Origin of the sequence: Streptomyces sp. NPDC001668 (assembly GCF_042893155.1) — a bacterium.
In the GTDB taxonomy this organism is placed as follows: Bacteria; Actinomycetota; Actinomycetes; order Streptomycetales; family Streptomycetaceae; genus Streptomyces.
Genome location: NZ_JBIAUQ010000003.1, coordinates 562,354 through 582,962 on the forward strand (window position 1 = coordinate 562,354; position 20,609 = coordinate 582,962).

The window sequence follows — 20,609 nt, forward strand, 5'->3', positions numbered from 1 at the left end:
AGGATGGGGTCATGCCGAAACCCCCTCGCCCGCGCGTCGCCGCCCTGACCGCCACCGCCCTTCTGCTGGCCACCGCGCTGACGGGCTGTGGCGACGGCTCCCACGACGAGGACCTGTCGGCCCAGAAGCTGAGCTGGAAGGACTGCCCGGCACCCTCCCGGGCGGAGGGCGGCGGCGACTCCCCCTCACCGCTGCCGGGTGGCGCCGCATGGCAGTGCGCCACCCTCAAGGCCCCTCTCGACTGGGCCCAGCCCAAGGGCGACACGATCGGCCTCGCGCTGATCCGGGCCAAGGCCAGCGGTCCCGCGAACAAGCGCATCGGCTCGCTCGTCTTCAACTTCGGCGGCCCCGGCGGCTCGGGCGTCACCACGCTGCCCGCCTTCGGCCCGGACTACGCGAAACTGCGCACCCGCTACGACCTGGTGAGCTTCGACCCGCGCGGGGTCGGCCGCAGCGCGCCGGTGGAATGCCTCAACGACCTCCAGCTCGACGTGTACTTCGAGCAGGACGGGACGCCGGACGACGCGGCCGAACGCGCCAAGCTGCTGGACAACACCAAGGAGTTCAACGCGGCATGCGAGGAGAACTCCAAGAAGATCCTGGCGCATGTGCGCACGACCGACGCGGCCCGCGACATGGACCTGATGCGCCAGGTCCTCGGCGACGGCAAACTGCACTACTTCGGCATCTCGTACGGCACCGAACTCGGCGGCGTCTACGCCCACCTGTTCCCGAAGCACGTGGGGCGCGCGGTGTTCGACGCGGTCGTCGACCCCACGCAGACCAGCGAGCAGGGTTCGCTCGGTCAGGCCGAGGGTTTCCAGCTCGCGCTCGACAACTTCGCCGAGTACTGCACCTCGCAGCCCACGGACTGCCCCGTCGGCGACACCGCCCAGGACGTCAGGAACCGCATCGCGAAACTGCTGGCGGACCTGGACAGGAAGCCGATCCCGGGCATCGGGCAGCGGCTGCTGACCCAGACCGCCGCGACCAACGGCATCGCGCAGGCCCTGTACTCGAAGGACTTCTGGGAGTACCTCACCGAGGGCCTGGAGCAGGCGTACGACGGTGACGGCAGGGTCCTGATGCTGCTGTCCGACTCGATGAACGGGCGCAGCGAGAACGGCGAGTACAGCAACATCGCCGCGGCCAACATCTCCATCAACTGCGCCGACGACAAGTCCCGGTACACCCCCGCCGAGGTCGAGCGGAAGCTGCCCGAGTTCCGTGCGGCGTCCCCGCTGTTCGGCGACTTTCTGGCCTGGTCGATGGTGACCTGCACCGACTGGGCCGTGGCGGGGGCCGCCGACCATCCCGACGTGCACGCCACGGGCTCGGCACCGATCCTGGTCGTGGGCAACACCGGGGACCCGGCGACCCCGTACGAGGGCGCCCGGAAGATGGTGGAGGCCCTCGGAAAGGGCGTCGGGGTCGAGCTGACGTACAAGGGACAGGGGCACGGGGCCTACGACAGCAGGAACAAGTGCGTCCAGGACGCGGTGAACGGCTACCTCCTCAGCGGGAAGGTACCGGCGGCGGGGACCGTCTGCTCGTAGGCCGCGACCCTCTGCTCGTAGGCCGGGACCGTCCGCACGTGACGCACGCCCCTCCCGACAGGCCCCGCCCAACCTTCCTCAAACCTGCTGGTCAGAGGGTTATCCACAGGCCCGGACGGGCTTCACGGGATCGGCCTACCATGGCCGGACCGACGTTCGTGGCTCGACGCGGACGGCTTGGGAGGGGGACTGGAATGGGGCGTTTCGTACGGTGGGCGGCTGTGACCGCGGCGGCGGCGCTGCTGGCGGCCGGCTGCAGCGGGGGCTCGTCGAAAGGCGGCGCGTCCGGGGGCGACGGGGGCGAGCGGTCGGGCGGCGCGAGGCCCACCGCGACGGGAGCGAAAGCCCTGCCCTCCACGCTGACCTCGCAGAAGCCCGGCTGGGAGCGCTGCAAGGCCACCGCGGACTCCTCCGCGCCCGGCCGGGACTGGCAGTGCGCGACGCTGAAGGTGCCGCTCGACTGGTCGAGGCCGGACGGCGAGACGATCGACCTCGCGCTGATCCGCTCCAGGGCCCGCGGCGGTGAGCGCATCGGCTCGCTCCTGTTCAACTTCGGCGGGCCCGGCGCGTCGGGGGTCGCCGGACTGCCCGGGTACGCGGCCACCGTCTCCCTGCTGCGCGAGCGCTACGACCTGGTGAGCTGGGACCCGCGCGGGGTCGGAGCCAGCGAGGGCGTCCGCTGCCGCAGCGACAAGCAGACCCAGGCCGCCGAGGCGGTGGACCCCACCCCGGACACACCGGCCGAGGAACAGGCGTTTCTGCGGGACGCCACCGACTTCGCCCGGGGGTGCGAGAAGGACAAGGGAAAGCTGCTGGCCCATGTCTCGACCACCGACACCGCGCGGGACATGGACCTGATGCGCCAGGTCCTCGGCGACGACAAACTGCACTACTTCGGCATCTCGTACGGCACCGAACTCGGCGGCGTCTACGCCCACCTGTTCCCGGAGCACGTCGGGCGGCTGGTACTGGACGCGGTCGTCGACCCCGGCGCCGACATGGTGGCCCACCGGAAGAACCAGGCCCGGGGCTTCCAGCGCGCCCTCGACAACTACCTCACGTCCACCGGCCAGGACCCCGGACGGGGCACCCGGAAGATCGCGGACCTGCTGGACCGGATCGACACGGATCCGCTGGACACGTACTCCGGGCGGAAGCTGACCCAGCTGCTCGCGTTCACCGGCATCGTGTGGCCGTTGTACCGCCAGGACAGCTGGCCCTCGCTGACCAGCGCTCTGGACACCGCCGAGCGGGGGGACGGCTCCGAACTGCTGGCGCTCGCCGACGGCTACAACGAGCGCGACTCCTCGGGGCACTACGGCATGGTCCCGCAGTCGCAACGGGTCATATCGTGCTTGGACGACAAGCAGCGGCCCACGCTCGCACAGGCGAAGAAGCTGCTGCCGGAGTTCGAGAGGATCTCGCCCGTGTTCGGCCCCTTCCTCGGCTGGGACGCGGCCGGCTGGTGCCACGACTGGCCGGTGCCCGGGCAGTACGAGACCCCGGAGGTGAGCGCGCCCGGTGCGGCTCCGGTGCTGCTGATCGGCAACACGGGCGACCCGGCGACGCCCTACGAGGGCGCCCGGAGGATGGCGGACGAGCTGGGCGAGGGAGTCGGCGTGGAGCTCACCTGGAAGGGCGAGGGACACGGGGCGTACGGGAACGGGAGCGACTGTGTGGACGCCACGGTGAACGCGTATCTGCTGAAGGGCACGGTGCCGAAGGACGGCAAGGTCTGCGCCGCGCGCGAATGACGGAAAGGGGCCCGGCACCCGTGGTGCCGAGCCCCTCCCGGGAAGGCGCGGGTCTAGTAGACCGGCTTGTGCGGCTCGATCTGGTTGACCCAGCCGATCACGCCGCCGCCGACGTGCACGGCGTCGGAGAAGCCCGCGGACTTCAGGACCGCGAGGACTTCCGCACTGCGGACACCCGTCTTGCAGTGCAGGACGATCTTCTTGTCCTGCGGGAGACCCTCGAGGGCGGTGCCCATCAGGAACTCGTTCTTGGGGATCAGCTTGGCGCCCGGGATGGAGACGATCTCGTACTCGTTGATCTCCCGGACGTCGATGATCTCGATGTTCTCGCCGTCGTCGATCCACTCCTTGAGCTGCTTGGGAGTGATCGTCGCGCCGGCGGCCGCCTCCTGGGCCTCCTCGGAGACGACGCCGCAGAAGGCCTCGTAGTCGATGAGCTCGGTGACGGTCGGGTTCTCGCCGCAGACCGCGCAGTTCGGGTCCTTGCGGACCTTGACCTGGCGATACTGCATCTCCAGGGCGTCGTAGATCATCAGGCGGCCGACGAGAGGCTCGCCGGTGCCGGTGAGGACCTTGATGGCCTCGGTGACCTGGATGGAGCCGATGGACGCGCACAGCACGCCCAGGACACCGCCCTCGGCGCAGGAGGGGACCATGCCGGGCGGCGGGGGCTCCGGGTACAGGCAGCGGTAGCAGGGGCCGTGCTCGGACCAGAACACGGACGCCTGGCCGTCGAAGCGGTAGATCGAGCCCCAGACGTACGGCTTGTTGAGCAGCACGCACGCGTCGTTGACCAGGTAGCGGGTCGCGAAGTTGTCGGTGCCGTCGACGATCAGGTCGTACTGGCTGAAGATGTCCATCACGTTGTCGGCCTCGAGCCGCTCCTCGTGAAGGATCACGTTCACGTACGGGTTGATGCCGAGGACGGAGTCGCGCGCGGACTCGGCCTTCGACCGGCCGATGTCGGCCTGGCTGTGGATGATCTGGCGCTGCAGGTTCGACTCGTCGACCTCGTCGAACTCCACGATGCCGAGCGTGCCGACGCCCGCGGCGGCCAGGTACATCAGCGCCGGCGAGCCGAGGCCGCCGGCGCCCACACAGAGCACCTTGGCGTTCTTCAGCCGCTTCTGCCCGTCCATCCCGACATCGGGGATGATCAGGTGGCGGGAGTACCTGCGGACCTCGTCTACGGTGAGCTCGCCGGCGGGCTCGACCAGGGGTGGCAGCGACACGGGGACTCCGTTGGTCGGTCAATCACTACAGTTATTCTCCCTGTAACACTGCCATGGGCTTCTTCATTCCGAGACACCCGTTCCGATCCGCGAGACGATTTCGTCCCAGTAGCCGGGCATGGCCTCCCAGGGGTCCACGCGGCCGCCGCGGTCCGTGCGATCGGTGAACCAGATCGTGGCGGCGCCCTGCCAGCGGGCGATCCGCAGGGCCTCCTCCAGGTGCGGGCCGGGCACTCCGTGCACGAAGTGGCAGAAGCGGTCGGGCGGGTAGTCGGTGGTCCACTCGGCCACCTGCGACCAGCGGTAGTCGCTCCACCGGCCGGAGAAGGTCACCAGCTGGTCGGCGTTCTCGGCGTAGCCGGGGTGGGGGTGGGTGCCGTGGCCGAGCACGATGTGGGCATCGTCACGGATCGCGCGGAGTGTGGTGACGGTGCGGCGGACCTCGGGCAGGGCGTCGCGTTCGGTCGGGCAGCGGTCCAGGAGGAAGCCGTCGACCTGGTACCAGTCGACGTACCGGTGAGCCCCGGTGACGATCTCGCCGTGGGCGTGGGCCCCGTGCGTGGTGTCGAGGCGGCCCAGGACGCGGACGCCGGCGTTGCGCAGCCGGCCGGCCGTTTCCAGGCAGTGCGGGTCGGGGCGGGTGCCGGGGCCGTCGGCGACGTCGAGGACGGCCCAGTGCAGCGGGGTTCCGGGCCGGGTGAGCTCGGCCCATTCGGCGGCGGCGACCAACGGGTGGGCGAGGCCGGGGACGCCGAGGCCGGTGCGCAGTTCGGTGCTCGACGTGCCCGTCTTCGTGCTGGTCAGATGCGGCATGCCGCCTCCATCCAGATGTCGGCGAGGGACTCTTCGAGGTTGATGCGGGGGCGCCAGCCGAGGCGGTCGCGCGCGGTGCGCACGTCGGCCTGCTGCCAGCTGCCGCAGCCGTCGGGGTACGGGTACGCGACCGGCGCCGCGTGGTCGGACTCCGAGCGTGGGTGGCCGATGGACGCCCTCAGCGGGCCGGGAGGTCCGTCGAGTTCGTGGAGGGCGCCGCCGTATCCGGCGACCCGGGCCAGGACGGCGGCGGCGTCGCGGAGGCGGACGGCACGGCCCGAGCCGATGTTGATGACGCCCTGGGCGGCGGAGAGCGAGGCCGCGTGGACGGCGCGGGCCACGTCCCGGACGTCGACGAAGTCGCGCTGGGCGCCGAGGCCACCGAGTTTGAGTTCGCCGTCGCCGGACTGCATGGCGCGGCGCATGGCCTCGGCGAGACGGCCGAGCGGGGAGCCCGCGGGGGTGCCGGGTCCTGCCGGTGAGAAGACGCGCAGGACGACCGCGTCCAGACCGGAGCCGAGGACCAGTTCGGTGGCGGCGAGTTTGCTGACGCCGTACGGGCCGCCGGGGCGGGGGACGGCGTCCTCGGCCGTGGAGGAGCCGGGCTGGCTGGGGCCGTACTCGGCACCGCAGCCGATCTGCACCAGACGGGCCCCGCAGCCGCTGCGCCGCAGGGCCTCGCAGACGGTGGCGACGGCGACCGTGTTGTGGCGGGTGAGTTCGCGGGCACCGCCGCGGGTGGCACCGGCGCAGTTGACGACGACGCCAGGGTGGACCGCGTCGAGGAAGCGGGTGAGGGCGCCGGGGCTGCCCGACGCGAGGTCGAAGCGGACGTCGGCGTCGTCGCCGCGGCCGAGGGCGGTGAGCTGGACGGCGGGGTCGGCGAGCAGACGGTCGGCGACGAAGCGGCCGAGGTAGCCGTTGGCTCCGATCAGCAGGACTCTCATCGGGCTGCTCCCGGGGCCTTGGCGGGTCGGGAGGTGGTCATTGCGGGTTCTCCTTCGGGAGGGGCTGGGCTGGTGAGTCGGCTCCGGCGGTGGGGCCGGGGAGCCTGCGGCGGTGTGTGCCGGGCGGCAGCGGGGCGGGGTCGCCCACGGCGGGCGAGTGGACCTGCCCGTGATGGGCGGACGGTCGAGCCCACGGCGGGCGGGTGGACCTGCCCGTGGTGGGCGGACGGTCGCGCCCACGGCGAGTGGACAGTCGCGCGCCCACGGGGACGGCCGCGCCCGCACGGCGGTGGGCGGTCACGGCTGGTGCGCGGCCGCGCCTACGGCGGGTGTGTGGCTCGGGACCGGGTCAGCACGGGGTCTCCGTCCGGGCGTGGGCCGACGCCCTCGTCAGCTTGCGGGTTCCGTGGATCAGCAGGGCCAGGGCGCCGAGCCCGCAGGAGAGGGTCTGGATGCCGCCCGGGCCCCAGAGGTCCACGAGTGCTTCCACCGGTGCGGCCAGGAGGCCGCAGCCCGGCAGGCGGGCGCCGAAGGCCGTGGCCAGGGCCGCCGCCTGGGCTGCCGTGGCGGCGGTGAGGACCACCGTGGGGGCGTGGGTGAAGCCGTGGACGGTGAGGAGACGGGCGAGGAAGAGGAGGGCGCCGAGGGCGATGACCTGCGGGTGGGCGACGGGCTCGCCCAGGGCGGTGCCGGACAGGGCCGTGAGAGCGGTCAGGGCGCACAGGTACAGGGCGAACGTGCCGAGCAGCAGGGGCCGTACGGAGGCCGCGAAGTCCTCCAGGCCCCGGCTGACGGTCAGTTTGCGGCGGGCGCGGGCCGCGAAGAGGTGGGCGGACCAGGCCGCCGGGACGCAGGACAGGGTCAGGGCGAGGACGGGGGCCGCGGCCATGGGCCAGGGGGCGTCTGCGGCGCCGGTGGGCAGGGCGTGGGGGCCGCCGGTCACGGCCGCCGCGAGCAGGCCGTCGCCGAGGGCGGCGTAGGCGAGGAGCCAGTACGTCCAGGTGGAGGTGGCGGTGGTGGGCGCGCGGTGCGGGGTGCCGAGGGGGCCGCGGGACAGGGCCGCGCGCACGGCCAGGGAGACGGCCAGGAAGCCCACGAGGGCGGCGACCAGGCGGGACTGGCCCTCGGTGAGGCGGATGCCGACCACTGTGGCCGCGCAGAGGGCGCCGGGGAGGAGGGTGAGCAGGGCCCAGTCGGCGCGGGCTCGGGGTGTCTGTCCCGCGGTGGCGGGCGGGGGTGTCTCGCCGTCCCTGGGGACGCGGGCGTACATCTCCTCGGCGAGGGAGAACACGTCCCGGTGCCGGAAGCGGACCGCGGTGCGGTCGGTGACGCCGTGGGCCTCCAGCCCCGCCGCGATCTCCAGGGGGTCGACGGCCCGTTCGCACAACTCGCGGTGACGGTGCATCAGGGCTTTCACCGGGTCGGCGGCGGAACGGCGGGCGGGGGCGGAGGTGAGGCCGGCGCGGGTGGGCGCCGACGCGGTGTACGGATCCGCGTCCTCGGTGGCCTCGGCCGTGTGCGGGTCGGCAACGTCCGGCTCGGCCCCCTCGGACCCCGCGGACCCCTCGCGCGCCTCGGGCCTCTCGGCCACCTCGGACTCGCTGTCCGCGCCCCGCTCGCCCACCTCGGACTCGCTGTCCGCACCCCGCTCGCCCACCTCGCCGATCTCGCCCACCCTGCGCTCCTCGCCCACAGCGGTCTCCCCGGTCGCGGCCGTCTCTCCGGTCGCGGCCGGTTCCCCCGTCAGCCACTCGACGTCGCTCATCCGCTCGCCCCTTCCGTGGCGGCGCAGGGGGGCGTCGCGCGGACCGGGGGCCCCGCGGCCCAGCCGGGGCCACCTCGGGCCACGAGGCGGGTGCTGGGCTCGGCCCAGCGGCCGGGCACGTGCGCCTCGGCCGGGGCGGCGAAGGGCAGGGGCTCGCCGGTGCCGTCCAGGACGACCCGGCGGACCGGGGTGCGCGAGACGATCTCCAGGTAAATGCCGTGAAATGCCGCGATGTTCTGTTCCACGGTGAACAGTTCGAGTGCGCGGGCGCGGGCGGCGGCGCCCAGGCGCGCACGGCGCTCGGGGTCGCGCAGCAGCGTCACGCACGCTTCCGCGAGCGCCTTCGGGTTGCGCGGCGGAACGACGAGCCCCGTGCCGCCGATGACCTCGACGACCGCGCCGACGTCGGTGGACACGGTGGCCCGGCCGCAGAACATGGCCTCGACGAGGCTGATCGGGAAGCCCTCGACGACGCTGGACAGGACGACGACCGCACCCGAGGCGTACGCGTCGGCGAGCGTCGGCACCTCGGGTCCGCCGATCTCCTCGAAGGAGACGGGGTTGTCGCCGACGGCGTGCAGCCCCTCCGCCTCGTCCGGGAAGAGCTGGGCGGCCAGCGCCTTGCAGTGCCCGAGATAGGCCGCGCCCTCGGCTCCGGTGGGCGCGCCGACGATTCTCAGCCGTGTCTTGGGCTCCTCCCTGCGGATCTCCGCGAAGGCGTGGAGCAGGGAGATCAGGTCCTTGGCGGGTTCGACCCGGCCGACCCAGACCAGCGCGTCCGGGTCCACGCACTCCGAGGACTCGCCCACCTCCGCGAAGCGGGCGGCGTCCATGCCGGGGTGGACCGTGCGGATCTTCTCGCGGTCGGCACCGCAGCGCTCCTGCCAGCGGCGGGCGTGGGCGTTGCCGGGCGTGACGACCGCGGCCCGCCGGTAGGTCTCGATGGCGAGCCGGCCGTGGAAGGCGGCGAGCAGGCTCCGTACGGCGGCCGGGGCCCCGGTGTCGGCCAGGTAGTGCGTGCGCAGCCGTACGCCGTACTCGGTCACCAGCAGCGGGACGGCGCAGAAGTGGTGCGCGAGGAGTCCGGGCAGGGCGGCCGGGCCGCCGGATGCCGCGTGGCACAGGTCGACAGCGCCGAGGCCGTCGTCCTCGTACCAGTCGAGCGACAGGGGGCGCAGGGCGCGCTCCAGGTGTGCGGCCACGGCGAGCAGATCGGGTACCCGCGCCGCGCGCGCCGTCTGCCGGGCGCCGGGCGCGCGACAGGCGCGCTCCAGGGCGCGTACGGCGGTCTCGGAGCGGAGCGCTCCCACCAGTCCGCCCTCGTCGCGGGCGAGTTCGGCGAGCCCGTACAGGGCGCTGGCGAAACGGTCCGCCTCAGGTGCCGACGACTCCCCCGAGGCGTCGCCGACTCCCCCCTCGCACAGTGCCGCCGCCAACTCGCCGTAGGACTCGGTGAAGCGACGGCGTGCGCGCCGCCCGTACACCACCCCGTCGTCCTCGGCGGTCCACAGCGGGGCCGTGATGACCCGGCCGACCTGCGGCGGCAACGGGACCCAGCCCTCGTCCTCCTGACGCTCGCTGCGGCTGAGCGCGTAGATGTCGAACTCGTGCTGCTCGAGCCCGCGCACGAGCCGGTCGCACCAGAGCCTGGCGTCACCGTTCACATACGGATAGCCACCCTCCGTAAGCAGTCCTATGCGCACGAGTGCACCCCCGATCTCCCGTATGGGGAGCCGCCGTTGGTCCGGCGGCTCGCAGCGGGACGAACGTATGCGGACAAGGCGGTGGCGCGACGGACGGTTGTCCATCGCGCCACCAAAAGGGGTGAACGCTCGTAACTTTCCCGTGCGGGTCGCGTTCGGTCGCGCTAAGAGATCATCCGGACACGGAACGTCAGGTTGCGGCCACTTCCCCGCGCTCCGCCCTGCGCCGGGCCGCGATGCGCGGATCGAGCGCCGGTACGGCGGCCAGGAGCTGCCTGGTGTACGGGTCCCGCGGGCTGTCGTACACCTCGTCGGCGGGCCCGGACTCGACGATCCGGCCGCGCCGCATCACGGCCACGCGGTCGCTGACCTGGCGTACGACGGCGAGGTCGTGCGCGACGAAGACCAGCGCGAGTCCGAGTTCCCGCTGCAACGCGCCGAGCAGGGCGACCACCTGGGCCTGCGTGGTGACGTCGAGCGCGGAGACCGGCTCGTCGCAGACGATGACGCGCGGGTCGGCCGCGAGCGCCCGCGCGATGCCCACGCGCTGGCGCTGGCCGCCGCTGAACTCGTGCGGGTACCGGTCGTAGTGCGCCCCTTCGAGCCCCACGCGCTCCAGGAGTTCCGTCACCCGCCCCCTGATCCGCTCCTCGTCCCTCTCGCCCCGCGCACGGAGCGGGTCCGCGATCGACTCGCCCACACTGCGGCGGGGGTTGAGGGAGGAGACGGGGTCCTGGAAGACCATCTGCACGGCCGGGTTCACACCCACGCGCGTGTGGCCGTCGTGGCGGACCTCGCCCGCCGTCGGCTCCAGGAGCCCGACCAGCATCCGTCCCAGCGTCGTCTTGCCGCTGCCGCTCTCGCCGACCACGCCGAGGGTCTCGCCCCGGCGGACGGTCAGCGAGACGTCGTCGACGGCCGTGAGGGCGTTCTTGCCGCGCCCGAACTCGCGCCGCAGGCCCTTCGCTTCGAGGACCACCTCGCCGGGTGCCCGGGAGGCTGTCCGGGGCGCGTCCACGCGCGGGACCGCGGCGAGCAGTTCGCGCGTGTAGGCCTCCCCAGGGGCCCCGAGCACCGCTGCGACCGGGCCCTGCTCGACTGCGCGGCCGTGCCGCATGACCAGCACGTCGTCCACGCTCTCGGCGGCGACGCCGACGTCGTGCGTGACGAGCAGCAGGCCCATGCCGGTCTCCTGGCGCAGGGTGTGCAGCAGGTCGAGGATCTGGGCCTGGACGGTCACGTCGAGCGCGGTGGTCGGCTCGTCGGCGATCAGCAGGTCGGGCTCGCAGGCCAGCGCCATCGCGATGAGGGCACGCTGGCGCATGCCGCCGCTGAACTCGTGCGGCCGGGACCGGGATCGCCGTACGGCGTCCGGGATGCCGACCCGGTCCAGTACGTCCACGGCACGCGCGCGTGCCGCTCGTCGCGGCACACGCGTGTGCACGCGGTACACCTCGGCGATCTGGTCGCCGATCGCGTAGTACGGGTCCAGGGAGGACAGCGGGTCCTGGAAGACCATCGCGGCCTTCGCGCCCCGCAGCCGCCGCAGTTCCTCGTCCGACGCCCGCTGTACGTCGACGCCGGCGACCTCGACCGAGCCGCCCACGCGCGCGCCCGTGCCGCGGTGCAGCCCGAGCAGGGCCGAGGCGACGGTGGACTTGCCGGAGCCGGACTCGCCGACCAGGGCGAGGGCAGCGCCCTGCTCCAGGCGGAAGGAGAGGCCGTCGACGGCGCGCAGATCGCCGAACCCGACGGTGAGGTCCGTGACATGGACGAGGCTCATGCGAGCACCACCCGTCGGTCGGCCACCGCGTACAGGACGTCCGCGACGGCGTTGGCGAGCACCACGAAGAAGCCGATGACCAGCACCATGCCGACGACGACCGGGAGGTCGACGACGGTGACGGCGTGGACCAGTTCCTGGCCGATGCCGGGCAGACCGAACAGCGACTCGACGAGGACCGCCCCGCCGACCGCGCTGCCGAAGTCGTTGGCGTTCAGGGCGATGATCGGTGCCAGGGCGCCGCGCAGAGCGTGCCGGCCGACGATCGACCGCTCGCCGACGCCGTAGGCGCGGAAGGTGCGGATGTGGTCCTCGGCGAGCGTCTCGAGCATCGACGCCCGGGTCAGGCGGGCGAAGTAGGCCGCCTCGGCGAGGGCGAGCGTGACCCAGGGCAGCAGCAGGCCCCACATCCACTGTTCGGGGTCGTCGGAGAAGGAGACGTACTCCGGGAAGGGCAGGATCTCCAGCTGCCCGCAGACCACGATCATCAGGACGAGGCCGATGACGAAGACGGGCGTGGCGATTCCCGCGAGCGTCAGACCGGTCAGCGCGCGCTCGGTGAACCGGCCGCGCCGCCAGGCGGAGAGCACTCCGGTGCCGACGCCCAGCAGCAGCCAGAGCACCATCGCGCCGACCACCAGCGACAGGCTGACGGGCAGCTTGTTCAGGATGATCCGCGTGACCTGCTGGTCGCTCTGGTACGACAGCCCGAGGCAGGGTGCCGGGCAGTGTTCGACGGAGGTGCCGGTGGAGTAGTCGTGGCCCGCCACGATGCCCTGGAGGAAGTGCCAGTAGCGCAGGTAGAGCGGGTCGTCGAGCCTGAGCTGCTGGGCGACCTGGTGCACCTGTTCCGGCGAGCAGCGCGGGCCGCAGGTGATCTGGGCGACGTTGCCGGGGGTGGCGTAGAAGACGACGTAGATGATGACCGAGAGGGCGAGCAGGGTGAGGACGGCGCTCGCGGTCCGGCGCAGGGCGAATCCGGTGAAGCCGCTCACGCGGTGTCCTCCTTGCCGGCCTCGGGCTTGCCGGCCTCAGGCTTGACGGCCTCAGGCTTGACGGCCTCAGGCTTGCCAGCCTGGGACGGGACGGCCTGGGACGTGACGGCCTTGGACTCCTGCCTGCGGCCCGTGCCGACGCGCAGGCGGGAGGCCGCGCGCGGGTCCAGGGCGGTGCGGACGCCGTCGCCGAGGACGGTGAGCGCGAGGACGGTGGTGAACAGCGCGGCGGCGGGCAGCAGCAGGTACTGCGGGGCCGCCTGGTACCAGACGTCGGCCGTGGAGAGCATCTGTCCCCAGGACGGGGTGGGGGGCTTCACGCCGACGCCGAGGAAGGACAGCGACGCCTCGATGGCGATGTTCGCCGGAACCATCAGCGCCGCGTAGGTGATGACGGGCGCGGCGAGACCGGGGAGCAGTTCCCGGCGGGCGATCCGCAGGGTGCCCCAGCCGCTGAGCCGGGCGGCGGCCACGTAGTCGAGTTCCTTGAGGGTGAGGGTCTGGGCGCGCGCGATCTTGCCGATCGTGCCCCAGGCGACGAAGCCGATGATGAGGGCGACCAGGACGGGCCGGGGGAAGTTGCTCGGCACGACGGCGAGCAGTGCCAACGCCATGATCATCAACGGCATGGCCACGATGATGTCGGTGATCCGGCTCAACAGTTGATCAACCCATCGGTTGCCGAGCGCGGCCGCGACTCCCACCACGACACCGAGGAAGACCTGTACGGCGGTCGCGGCCAGCGCGACGCCCAGGGAGACCCGGGCCCCGTACACCAGCCGGGCGAACAGGTCGCGTCCGGTCTGCGGCTCGACGCCGAGCCAGTGGTCCGCGCCGATGCCTCCGAAGGACCCGATGGGCACGCCTCCGCGCGCGGAGTCGACCAGGGAGGGGTGGTAGGTGGTCGGGTCCTGGCCCTCCAGCGCGGTGAGCAGGGGCGCCGCGAGGGCGACCAGGACGAGCAGTGCGACGACGGCCGCCGCGACCATGGCGGCGCGCTGCGCCCGCAGCCGCCGCCAGAACTGACGGGCCACCGAGGCCCCCGAGGCGGCTGCCCCGGGGACCTCGGTGGCGACAAGTGCCTCGCTCATCGGGTTACTTGACCGCGACCTGCGAGATGTCAAGGACGCCGGTCCAGTCGCTGATCACGACGTTCTTGATGTCCTTGCCGTACAGGCGCTTGTAGACCGGGTGGAACAGCGGCACGGTCAGCGCCTGCTCGCCGATCTTCTTGTCCAGTGCACCCCATCGCTTGGCGGCAGCGTCAAGATCGGTCAACTTGTTGATCGCGTCAATCTCGTCATTGACCGACTTGTCGTTGAGCAGGCCCGTGTTGAAGTTCGCGCCGTCCTTGACGATCTGGCGGCCGTCGAAGATCGGGGCGAGGAAGGGACCGCCGGAGGGCCAGTCGGCACCCCAGTGGGCGAGGAAGAAGCCGGGCTCGGTCTTCACGTTGTGGACGGTGTCCGAGTAGTCGTTCTCCTCCAGGCCCTGGAGCTTGACCGTGATGTCGGCCTTCTTGAGAGCGTCCTGGATCGCGGTCGCGATCTCGGGGCTGGTCTCGAAGTCCTTGGCGTTGGAGTGGGTCAGGGTCACCGTGAGCCCGTTCGGGTGGCCGGCCTCCTTCAGGAGTTCCTTGGCCTTCGCCGCGTTGCCGGTCGCGCCGGCCGGGAAGAGGTCGTACGGCTCGTAGCCGAAGGACTTCTGGTTCGGCAGGAAGGTGGTGGCGGACTCGGCGAGCGCGCTGCCGCCGGCCGCGTTGACCACGGAGGAGCGGTCGACGGCGTACGAGATCGCCTGCCGGACCCTGACGTCGTCGAACGGCTTGACCTTCGGGTTGAACGCTATGTAGTTGGTGTAGCCGAAGTGCCCGGTGCCGACGCGGGAGGCGAGGTCCTTGTCGCCCGTCACCTTGGCGAGTTCGGCCGGCCCGAGATTGGTGTCCGTGGTGACCGCGGCCGCGTCCGCACCCTGGGACGCCGACAGCCGCTGGTTGATCACCGACGAGTCGAGCCCGGACTTGACGTCGATCCGGTCCGGGTACGCCTTGCGCTCGGGGTCCAGCGCCGTCGACCAGTACGTGTTGCGCTCCAGGACGAGGTGCTCACCGTCGTTCTGGTTCGTGACGACCTTGTACGGGCCGGACGAGACGGGGTGCTCCTCGTACTTCGTACCGGTGTCCTTGGCCTTCGGGACGGGCGTGAACTGCGTCTGCGTGGCCAGGTACGGGAACTCGCCCTCGGGCTTGTTCAGGTGGAAGACGATGGTGCGCTCGTCCGGCGTCTCGATCGCCGCGAGGCCCTTCTTGTCCTTGTACGGCCCCTGGTAGTCGGCCGCGCCGACCAGCCAGTCCCGCAGATAGGGCGCGCCGCCGGAGAGTTCGGGCGCGAAGGAGCGCTCGATGCCGTACTTGATGTCGGCCGAGGTGATCGCGGTGCCGTCCTCGTACTTGAGGCCCTTCCTCAAGGTGTACGTCCACACGGTCGCGTCCTTGTTGGGGCGCCCGGTGTCGGTGGCGAGGTCGGGAACCACCTTGGCCCCGGCGGCGCCGTTCTCGCGGTTGCGGGTGGTGAGGGTGCGGAAGACGAGGGAGGGCACGTTGCCGCCGCCGGAGGTGTACAGGCGGGCCGGGTCGAAGTCCTGCTGCGGGTTGGCGTTCAGGACCGTCAGAGTGCCGCCCTTGTGGGGCGTGGAGTCGCCGCCGGAGCTCTTGGCATCGTTGTCCTCCGGGCCGCAGGCGGCGGCGCCCGCTGCCAGAACCAGGCTTACGGATACCGCGGCCACGCGGCGCGCTGTGAGGGACGGTTGACGCATCGGAGACGACCTCTCGAATGATGTGTCTCGAATGGCGAGACTGATTGACGAAGAGTGAGACGAACGTGGACGGACGTCTGCCCTGGCGTCAGGTCGTCGAAAAAGCCGTGACTCGGTCACGGAGAAAGGAAGGATTCGCGACGCGCGCCTGAGGGCGGGCGTCAGCGACAGAGAATGTCGGCCACGCAGAGCGGGGTCACACCGATGAGCGCCAGCTGGATGGCGGCGCTGCGCTCGACGACATGACTAGACCACATGCGCAGCAATATGTACGACCGATCAACACATGTCAATGTGACATGTGCGTCCGCCGTCAACTGCCGGGATAGGGCCAGGGATTGGCCCGGCAGTGGATCCCGTCGTGGTCGAGGAACTTGGTCTGCTGCTGCATCACCGGCGCGAGCTCGCCGTTCTTGTCACACGTCACATGGGAGTAGCCGAGGCGATGGCCGACCTCATGATTGATCAACATTTGCCGGTACGCATGGATCCGATCACCGTATGTGGTTGATCCCTGCGCCCATCGGTACGCATTGATCATCACGCGCTCGGTGGCGGCCGAGTCGCACGAGACGTTGTCCTCGGTGGTGTCGAGGCCGGACTTGGCGCACCAGTCGGCCGTGGTGCCGGGGCTGGCGAGCGTGATCACGAAGTCGGGCTTGCCGGAGTAGACGCGCTCGAAGGTCCGGGCGCCGGCGTGGGCCCAGCTGCGGTCGTCGTTGAGCGTCTTCTGCACGGCCTCGGCGAAGAGCCGGCCGTCCAGTCCGAGCCCCTGCTCCACGTCCACGCGGTAGGTGTACTTCTGTCCCTTGCCGGGTGCCTTGTCGACCCCCTGGATCGCGTCGAACTTCCCCGAGCCGTCGAGCTTGGCGCTGAGCGGGTACTTGGTGCCCATCTTCTGGTCGTACGTCAGCGGCGCCACGACGGCCGAGGACGACGGCGACGGCTGCCCGGCCACTCCGGGGGCCGCGTCCCGCGCGTCCCGCGCCTGGTCGGTCGCGGACTGCGCGCCGGCGGCGGTGCCGCGCCCGTCGGTGACCTGCCCGGCCACGACGACGGCGAGCACGGTGACGACGGCGGCGGCCGCGACGCCGGTGAAGGCCCGGCCCTTGCCGCCCTTGCCCGCCTGGAGCGGGCCGGTCGGCGGCGTGTCAGCGGAGTCGGGGTGGTACGGGTCGGAGGGGTGCGCGGTGGAGGGGTGCGCGGTGGTCACGGCCCCGGCCGCGCTGTCCGGACCGTTCGCGGGAACAGAGCCGCGAGACCTGCCGGGGCCACGAGAACCGCCGGGGACGAAGACATCGACCTCCTCGGTGAACGCGTCGACGTAGTCCTGCCGAGGCCCCGACCGCTGCCCCGGCGGGCCCTGCCGCTGCCTCGGAAGCGCGACTCCCGGCCCGGCGGCGGTGGGCCCGCCCGGCCCCTGACCGCTCGACTCCCCCCAGCCACCCCCGGATTCACGCTGCTCGGGATGCCCGCCACGGACCCGGGGCAGGCCGTGGACGGGGGTGCCGTCGGACAGCCGCGGGAAGCCACGCGCGGGCGTGCCGTCGGACAGCCGCGGAAATCCGTGCGCGGGCGTCCCCTCCGGAAGCCGAGGAACACCACGCGCGGGCGTGCCCTCCGGCAGCCTCGGGCCACCGCCCTGCGCGGACACCCGGCGCCCGGCAGCACCTCTCCCCGATCCGACGGCACCACCCCCCGATCCGGCAGCACCACCCTCTGACCCGCCGCTGTCCGACGGCACCCCGTACCCGGGACCCCGGCCCCCCGGATCCCCCCGCCGAGCGGCCCACGGCGCCGGAGCGGGGGACGCCTGCGTACGTGCACGGTCGTCCGTCGTCGCCTCCGCGTCGAGGCGCCCCGCGCCCCTGGCCCCCTCCGCGCCCGCCTGGCCCGTACCGCCCTCGCCGGGCGAACTGCCTTTGTCGGGCCCCTTCTTGGGAACGGGCCCGCGTCGACTGTGGCGTCCCACGCCGCGCCTCAGCTCCCCACGATGCTGGTGTCGGCTCCGTCACCGGAAGCCGTTGCGGCGTCTCGCTCTGCGCCCGAGGTCCCCTCACCGGAGGTGCCCACGGAGCCGTGACGCCTGTCAGAGCCTCCCACGGAACCGCCGAAAGCCCCCCTGTGCGCGGCCAAAACCCTGGCGTCCGCCGCGAGTTCACGGAACGCCCCCGCCACCGTCTCCGGGTACTCCATCATCGCCACGTGCCCCGCCTCGGGCAGGGTCAGCAGGCGGGAGTCACGGAAGGCGCGGGCCGCCTTCTGGGCCATGCGGAAGCCGACGAGCTGGTCGCGACCGCCGTAGACGAGCAGTGTGGGGGCGAGCACGCGCTCGGCCTGGCGCCACAGCGCGTGCTGGCCGCCCAGCGTGTACGCGTTCACCAGCCCGCGCGCGGAACGCGTCAGCGCGTCCCAGAAGTACGGCAGTTGCAGCCGCCGTTCCATCTCCTCGACCGCGTACCGGAAGCCCTCGGGAGAGACCCGCCCGGGATCGCCGTAGCAGAGAGCCGTGACCCCGCGCACGCGCTGCTCGGCCGTCCAGTCCTTGCTGAAGCGGGTGAAGAGGCCGGCCACACCCGGCAGCGCCAGCAGCGCCGTGGGCACGGCGCTGCGCTGGACGCGGATCTCCGGAAGGGCCGGGGAGACGAGGGTGAGGGTGCGCACCAGGTCGGGCCGCACCGCCGCGACGCGTGTGGACACCGCGCCACCGAGGGAGTTGCCGAAAAGGTGGACGGGTCCGCGGCCGGACGCGTCGAGAAAGCGGATCACCGCACGCGCGTGTGCGGTGATCGAGTAGTTGCCGTCGTCCGGCGGCGGGGAGTCGCCGAAGCCCGGCAGGTCGACCGCCTCGCCGTCGACGTCCCCCTCCAGCTGCTCCATCAGCGCCGACCAGTTCTGCGAGGAACCGCCGAGGCCATGGACGTACAACGCGGGCGGCAGCCCCTCGCGCGCGGGCGGCCGCGAACGCACCGCCAGAGTCATCCCCGGCAGCCCCACCGACCTGAGCCGCTCACCCTCGCCGACCCTGACGGGTGCCACTTTGGGAAGGACGGTGGCGGGCGGCACGAAGGGCGGCTCGGTCGAAGACATGCGGCAATGTTACGAGACGATCACGCAGTGGTTCACGTGTTCGCCGTCACAGAGCACGTGTACGAAGTGCGCGCGGTGGGACACGAACATCGCATGGCGTCCAGATCGTGTGTCTCCTAGGCTCGTACGCAGGGCACCCGAATGTGGCCCCCTGTGTACCTCAGGGACGTTCTAGGAAGGGAGCCCACCATGACCTACGACCCCACCGACCCCGAGGCGTTCACCGAGCCCGACGCCTTCGAGGAGGAGGACGACGCCGCCGAGATCGGTGTCGAGGCCCCCGAGGGCGACGCGGCCGAGCAGCGCACCGACGTCGCGCCCGACCGCGACGACCCGCTGACCGGCGTCGAGCCCGACCGGGCCAACGAGGCCGACCTCGTCGAACAGGCCCGGATCGTCTCGCTCGACGAGGACGACTACCGGTGACGCCGGCCCGACGCGGAGCGGCCGACAAAGCACTCATCAGGGCATTCCTGAGCAGGAACGGGACGGCCGCTGCCCGCTAGATGCCCGTTTGAAACCTTTGCGCGGCTTTCGTCACCGTCCGGTCCGTGAAATTCTGCGCTCGCACCGCGCACAGCACGGTTACCGAAAAGTACGATGGCGGCGCGGCGCACACCGCACGTGGACGACATTGGGAGGCGGCGTGACAGCCATCGAGCAGACAGAGGCGGCACGCCCGCGGGGGACGCGCCTGCCGCGCCGTGCCCGACGGAACCAGCTGCTGGGCGCCGCGCAGGAAGTCTTCGTGGCACAGGGCTACCACGCGGCCGCGATGGACGACATCGCCGAGCGGGCCGGCGTCAGCAAGCCGGTGCTCTACCAGCACTTCCCGGGCAAGCTCGACCTCTATCTCGCGCTGCTGGACCAGCACTGCGAGTCCCTGATCCAGGCGGTGCGCACCGCGCTCGCGTCGACGAGCGACAACAAGCAGCGCGTGCGGGCGACCATGGACGCCTATTTCGCGTACGTCGAGGACGACGGCGGCGCCTTCCGCCTGGTCTTCGAGTCGGACCTGACGAACGAGCCCGCGGTGCGCGAGCGCGTCGACAAGGTCACCGTCGAGTGCGCGGAGGCGATCTCCGAGGTCATCGCGGAGGACACCGGCCTCTCGCGCGCGGAGTCGATGCTGCTCGCGTCGGGCCTCGGCGGTCTCGCCCAGGTGGTGGCCCGGTCCTGGCTGCACAGCGACCGCAGCGTCCCGCGCGACCAGGCGGTCCAGCTGCTGACGTCGCTGGCGTGGCGGGGCATCGCCGGATTCCCGCTGCACGGCACGGAGCACCACTGACGGCACCAGGCAGGGAACGAGATCGCGAACGACCCGCACGCACGCGTGCGGGTCGTTTGTTCCCGCCCGGTGTTCGCTGTTGGCGTTCTTGCGCGGAGCGTGTACGTCCCCTCACCGGGCTAATGTGTGCTGGGTACGGCGCGGAAGGTCGCGCACTTCACTGACCGTCGGAGGGACATAGCCGTGGAGGTCAAGATCGGCGTGCAGCACGCGCCCCGCGAGATCGTTCTGGAGAGCGGTCAGAGCGCCGAGGAGGTCGAGCGGGCGGTGGCCGAGGCGCTGGCCGGCAAGTCTCAGCTGCTGAGCCTGGTGGACGAGCACGGCCGCAAGGTCCTCGTCCCCGCCGACCGTCTCGCGTACGTCGAGCTCGGTGAGCCGGCTCCGCGCAAGGTGGGCTTCGGCGCGCTGTAGGCAGACAGACGAAGAGGGGCCCGGCGACCGGAAGTCGCCGGGCCCCTCTTCGTGCGGTGGGCGCGTTCTCCTCCTCCACGGATGGAGCACGGGGAACACCCGGAGGAGGATTGCATTCCGCAGGTCACGGGTATGACGGGCTACGACCGTAACGCGCAGTGTGGCCGTGTGGGAGGGACCCCATGATGTTGATCGAAGCGCTCGGCTCAGCTCTGCTCGGTCTCGTACTGGCGGGGGTCGCGGCACACCGCCTCGCCCACCGCCTGCCGAACCGCTCCCTGGTCCTCGCGACGGGCACCGCGGGCGCCCTGTTCGGCGCCTTCGTGACCCACACCGCGCTGGAGCCCGGCAACATCCTGCTGATCCTCCTGGGGGCCGCGGTGGTCTCCGTGGCGTCGCTCTCCCTGCTCCTGCGCCCGACCGGCAGGCTGCGCCGATCAGCACCGGCGTGAGCGAAG

At 71.9% G+C, this 20,609-nt stretch carries 18 protein-coding genes; 6 read left to right on the top strand and 12 right to left on the bottom strand.

Annotated features, from left to right (window positions below):
* Nucleotides 1-11: 11 nt before the first annotated feature.
* Both ACFYZ8_RS12245 and ACFYZ8_RS12250 read left to right on the top strand, forming a co-directional pair.
* Entirely contained in the window at nucleotides 12-1,556 is a 1,545-nt protein-coding gene (locus ACFYZ8_RS12245; protein ID WP_388534713.1) for an alpha/beta hydrolase, read from the top strand.
* A 194-nt stretch (nucleotides 1,557-1,750) separates the two neighbouring features.
* On the top strand, nucleotides 1,751-3,310 hold the full coding sequence (locus ACFYZ8_RS12250) for an alpha/beta hydrolase (RefSeq protein ID WP_388534716.1): 1,560 nt from the start codon (nucleotides 1,751-1,753) through the stop codon (nucleotides 3,308-3,310).
* Between the two features lie 53 nt (nucleotides 3,311-3,363).
* On the opposite strand, the gene moeZ is transcribed toward ACFYZ8_RS12250, so the two are convergent.
* The 12 genes from moeZ to ACFYZ8_RS12310 all read right to left on the bottom strand — a co-directional run bounded on the left by moeZ (nucleotide 3,364) and on the right by ACFYZ8_RS12310 (nucleotide 18,452).
* Nucleotides 3,364-4,542, bottom strand: coding sequence for an adenylyltransferase/sulfurtransferase MoeZ (moeZ, locus tag ACFYZ8_RS12255; protein WP_359030230.1), 1,179 nt, complete (start codon nucleotides 4,540-4,542; stop codon nucleotides 3,364-3,366).
* Between the two features lie 63 nt (nucleotides 4,543-4,605).
* A complete protein-coding gene (locus tag ACFYZ8_RS12260; protein WP_388534719.1) occupies nucleotides 4,606-5,355 on the bottom strand; it encodes a spherulation-specific family 4 protein in 750 nt (249 codons plus the stop codon).
* Nucleotides 5,343-6,302 carry an NAD(P)-dependent oxidoreductase gene (locus ACFYZ8_RS12265; RefSeq protein ID WP_030320602.1) on the bottom strand — a complete coding sequence of 320 codons (960 nt, stop codon included), beginning with the start codon at nucleotides 6,300-6,302 and terminating at the stop codon, nucleotides 5,343-5,345. Before ACFYZ8_RS12265 ends, ACFYZ8_RS12260 begins: the two co-directional genes overlap by 13 nt.
* 349 nt (nucleotides 6,303-6,651) lie before the next feature.
* Nucleotides 6,652-8,067, bottom strand: a complete 1,416-nt coding sequence (locus ACFYZ8_RS12270) for a hypothetical protein (RefSeq protein WP_388534722.1) — start codon at nucleotides 8,065-8,067, stop codon at nucleotides 6,652-6,654.
* Nucleotides 8,064-9,770: a DUF3492 domain-containing protein gene (locus ACFYZ8_RS12275; RefSeq protein WP_388534724.1), complete on the bottom strand. Its 1,707-nt coding sequence runs from the start codon at nucleotides 9,768-9,770 to the stop codon at nucleotides 8,064-8,066. The genes ACFYZ8_RS12270 and ACFYZ8_RS12275 overlap by 4 nt, the downstream gene beginning before the upstream one ends.
* Nucleotides 9,771-9,960: 190 nt before the next feature.
* The gene (locus ACFYZ8_RS12280; RefSeq protein WP_388534727.1) at nucleotides 9,961-11,553 is read right to left on the bottom strand and encodes a dipeptide ABC transporter ATP-binding protein; all 1,593 of its coding nucleotides are present in this window, start codon (nucleotides 11,551-11,553) and stop codon (nucleotides 9,961-9,963) included.
* On the bottom strand, nucleotides 11,550-12,548 hold the full coding sequence (locus ACFYZ8_RS12285; RefSeq protein WP_388534729.1) for an ABC transporter permease: 999 nt from the start codon (nucleotides 12,546-12,548) through the stop codon (nucleotides 11,550-11,552). Before ACFYZ8_RS12285 ends, ACFYZ8_RS12280 begins: the two co-directional genes overlap by 4 nt.
* Complete coding sequence (locus ACFYZ8_RS12290; RefSeq protein WP_388534732.1) at nucleotides 12,545-13,639, bottom strand: ABC transporter permease; 1,095 nt, start codon at nucleotides 13,637-13,639, stop codon at nucleotides 12,545-12,547. The genes ACFYZ8_RS12285 and ACFYZ8_RS12290 overlap by 4 nt, the downstream gene beginning before the upstream one ends.
* 4 nt (nucleotides 13,640-13,643) lie before the next feature.
* Entirely contained in the window at nucleotides 13,644-15,362 is a 1,719-nt protein-coding gene (locus ACFYZ8_RS12295) for an ABC transporter substrate-binding protein (RefSeq protein ID WP_388534734.1), read from the bottom strand.
* Nucleotides 15,363-15,523: 161 nt separating this feature from the next.
* Nucleotides 15,524-15,619, bottom strand: a complete 96-nt coding sequence (locus tag ACFYZ8_RS12300) for an Ms4533A family Cys-rich leader peptide (RefSeq protein WP_359030222.1) — start codon at nucleotides 15,617-15,619, stop codon at nucleotides 15,524-15,526.
* Nucleotides 15,620-15,675: 56 nt separating this feature from the next.
* Nucleotides 15,676-17,334 carry a DUF3152 domain-containing protein gene (locus ACFYZ8_RS12305; protein WP_388534737.1) on the bottom strand — a complete coding sequence of 553 codons (1,659 nt, stop codon included), beginning with the start codon at nucleotides 17,332-17,334 and terminating at the stop codon, nucleotides 15,676-15,678.
* An 8-nt stretch (nucleotides 17,335-17,342) separates the two neighbouring features.
* Nucleotides 17,343-18,452 (bottom strand): alpha/beta hydrolase, encoded by a 1,110-nt coding sequence (locus ACFYZ8_RS12310; RefSeq protein ID WP_359030220.1) that lies wholly within the window; start codon nucleotides 18,450-18,452, stop codon nucleotides 17,343-17,345.
* Between the two features lie 189 nt (nucleotides 18,453-18,641).
* Between ACFYZ8_RS12310 and ACFYZ8_RS12315 the strand changes: the two genes are divergently transcribed.
* From ACFYZ8_RS12315 to ACFYZ8_RS12330, 4 genes are all read left to right on the top strand, one after another.
* On the top strand, nucleotides 18,642-18,878 hold the full coding sequence (locus ACFYZ8_RS12315; RefSeq protein WP_388534739.1) for a hypothetical protein: 237 nt from the start codon (nucleotides 18,642-18,644) through the stop codon (nucleotides 18,876-18,878).
* A gap of 220 nt (nucleotides 18,879-19,098) precedes the next feature.
* Entirely contained in the window at nucleotides 19,099-19,740 is a 642-nt protein-coding gene (locus ACFYZ8_RS12320) for a TetR/AcrR family transcriptional regulator (RefSeq protein WP_356098250.1), read from the top strand.
* A 183-nt stretch (nucleotides 19,741-19,923) separates the two neighbouring features.
* A complete protein-coding gene (locus ACFYZ8_RS12325) occupies nucleotides 19,924-20,151 on the top strand; it encodes a DUF3107 domain-containing protein (protein ID WP_020119766.1) in 228 nt (75 codons plus the stop codon).
* Nucleotides 20,152-20,336: 185 nt separating this feature from the next.
* Entirely contained in the window at nucleotides 20,337-20,603 is a 267-nt protein-coding gene (locus ACFYZ8_RS12330) for a hypothetical protein (RefSeq protein ID WP_359030335.1), read from the top strand.
* Nucleotides 20,604-20,609 lie beyond the last annotated feature (6 nt).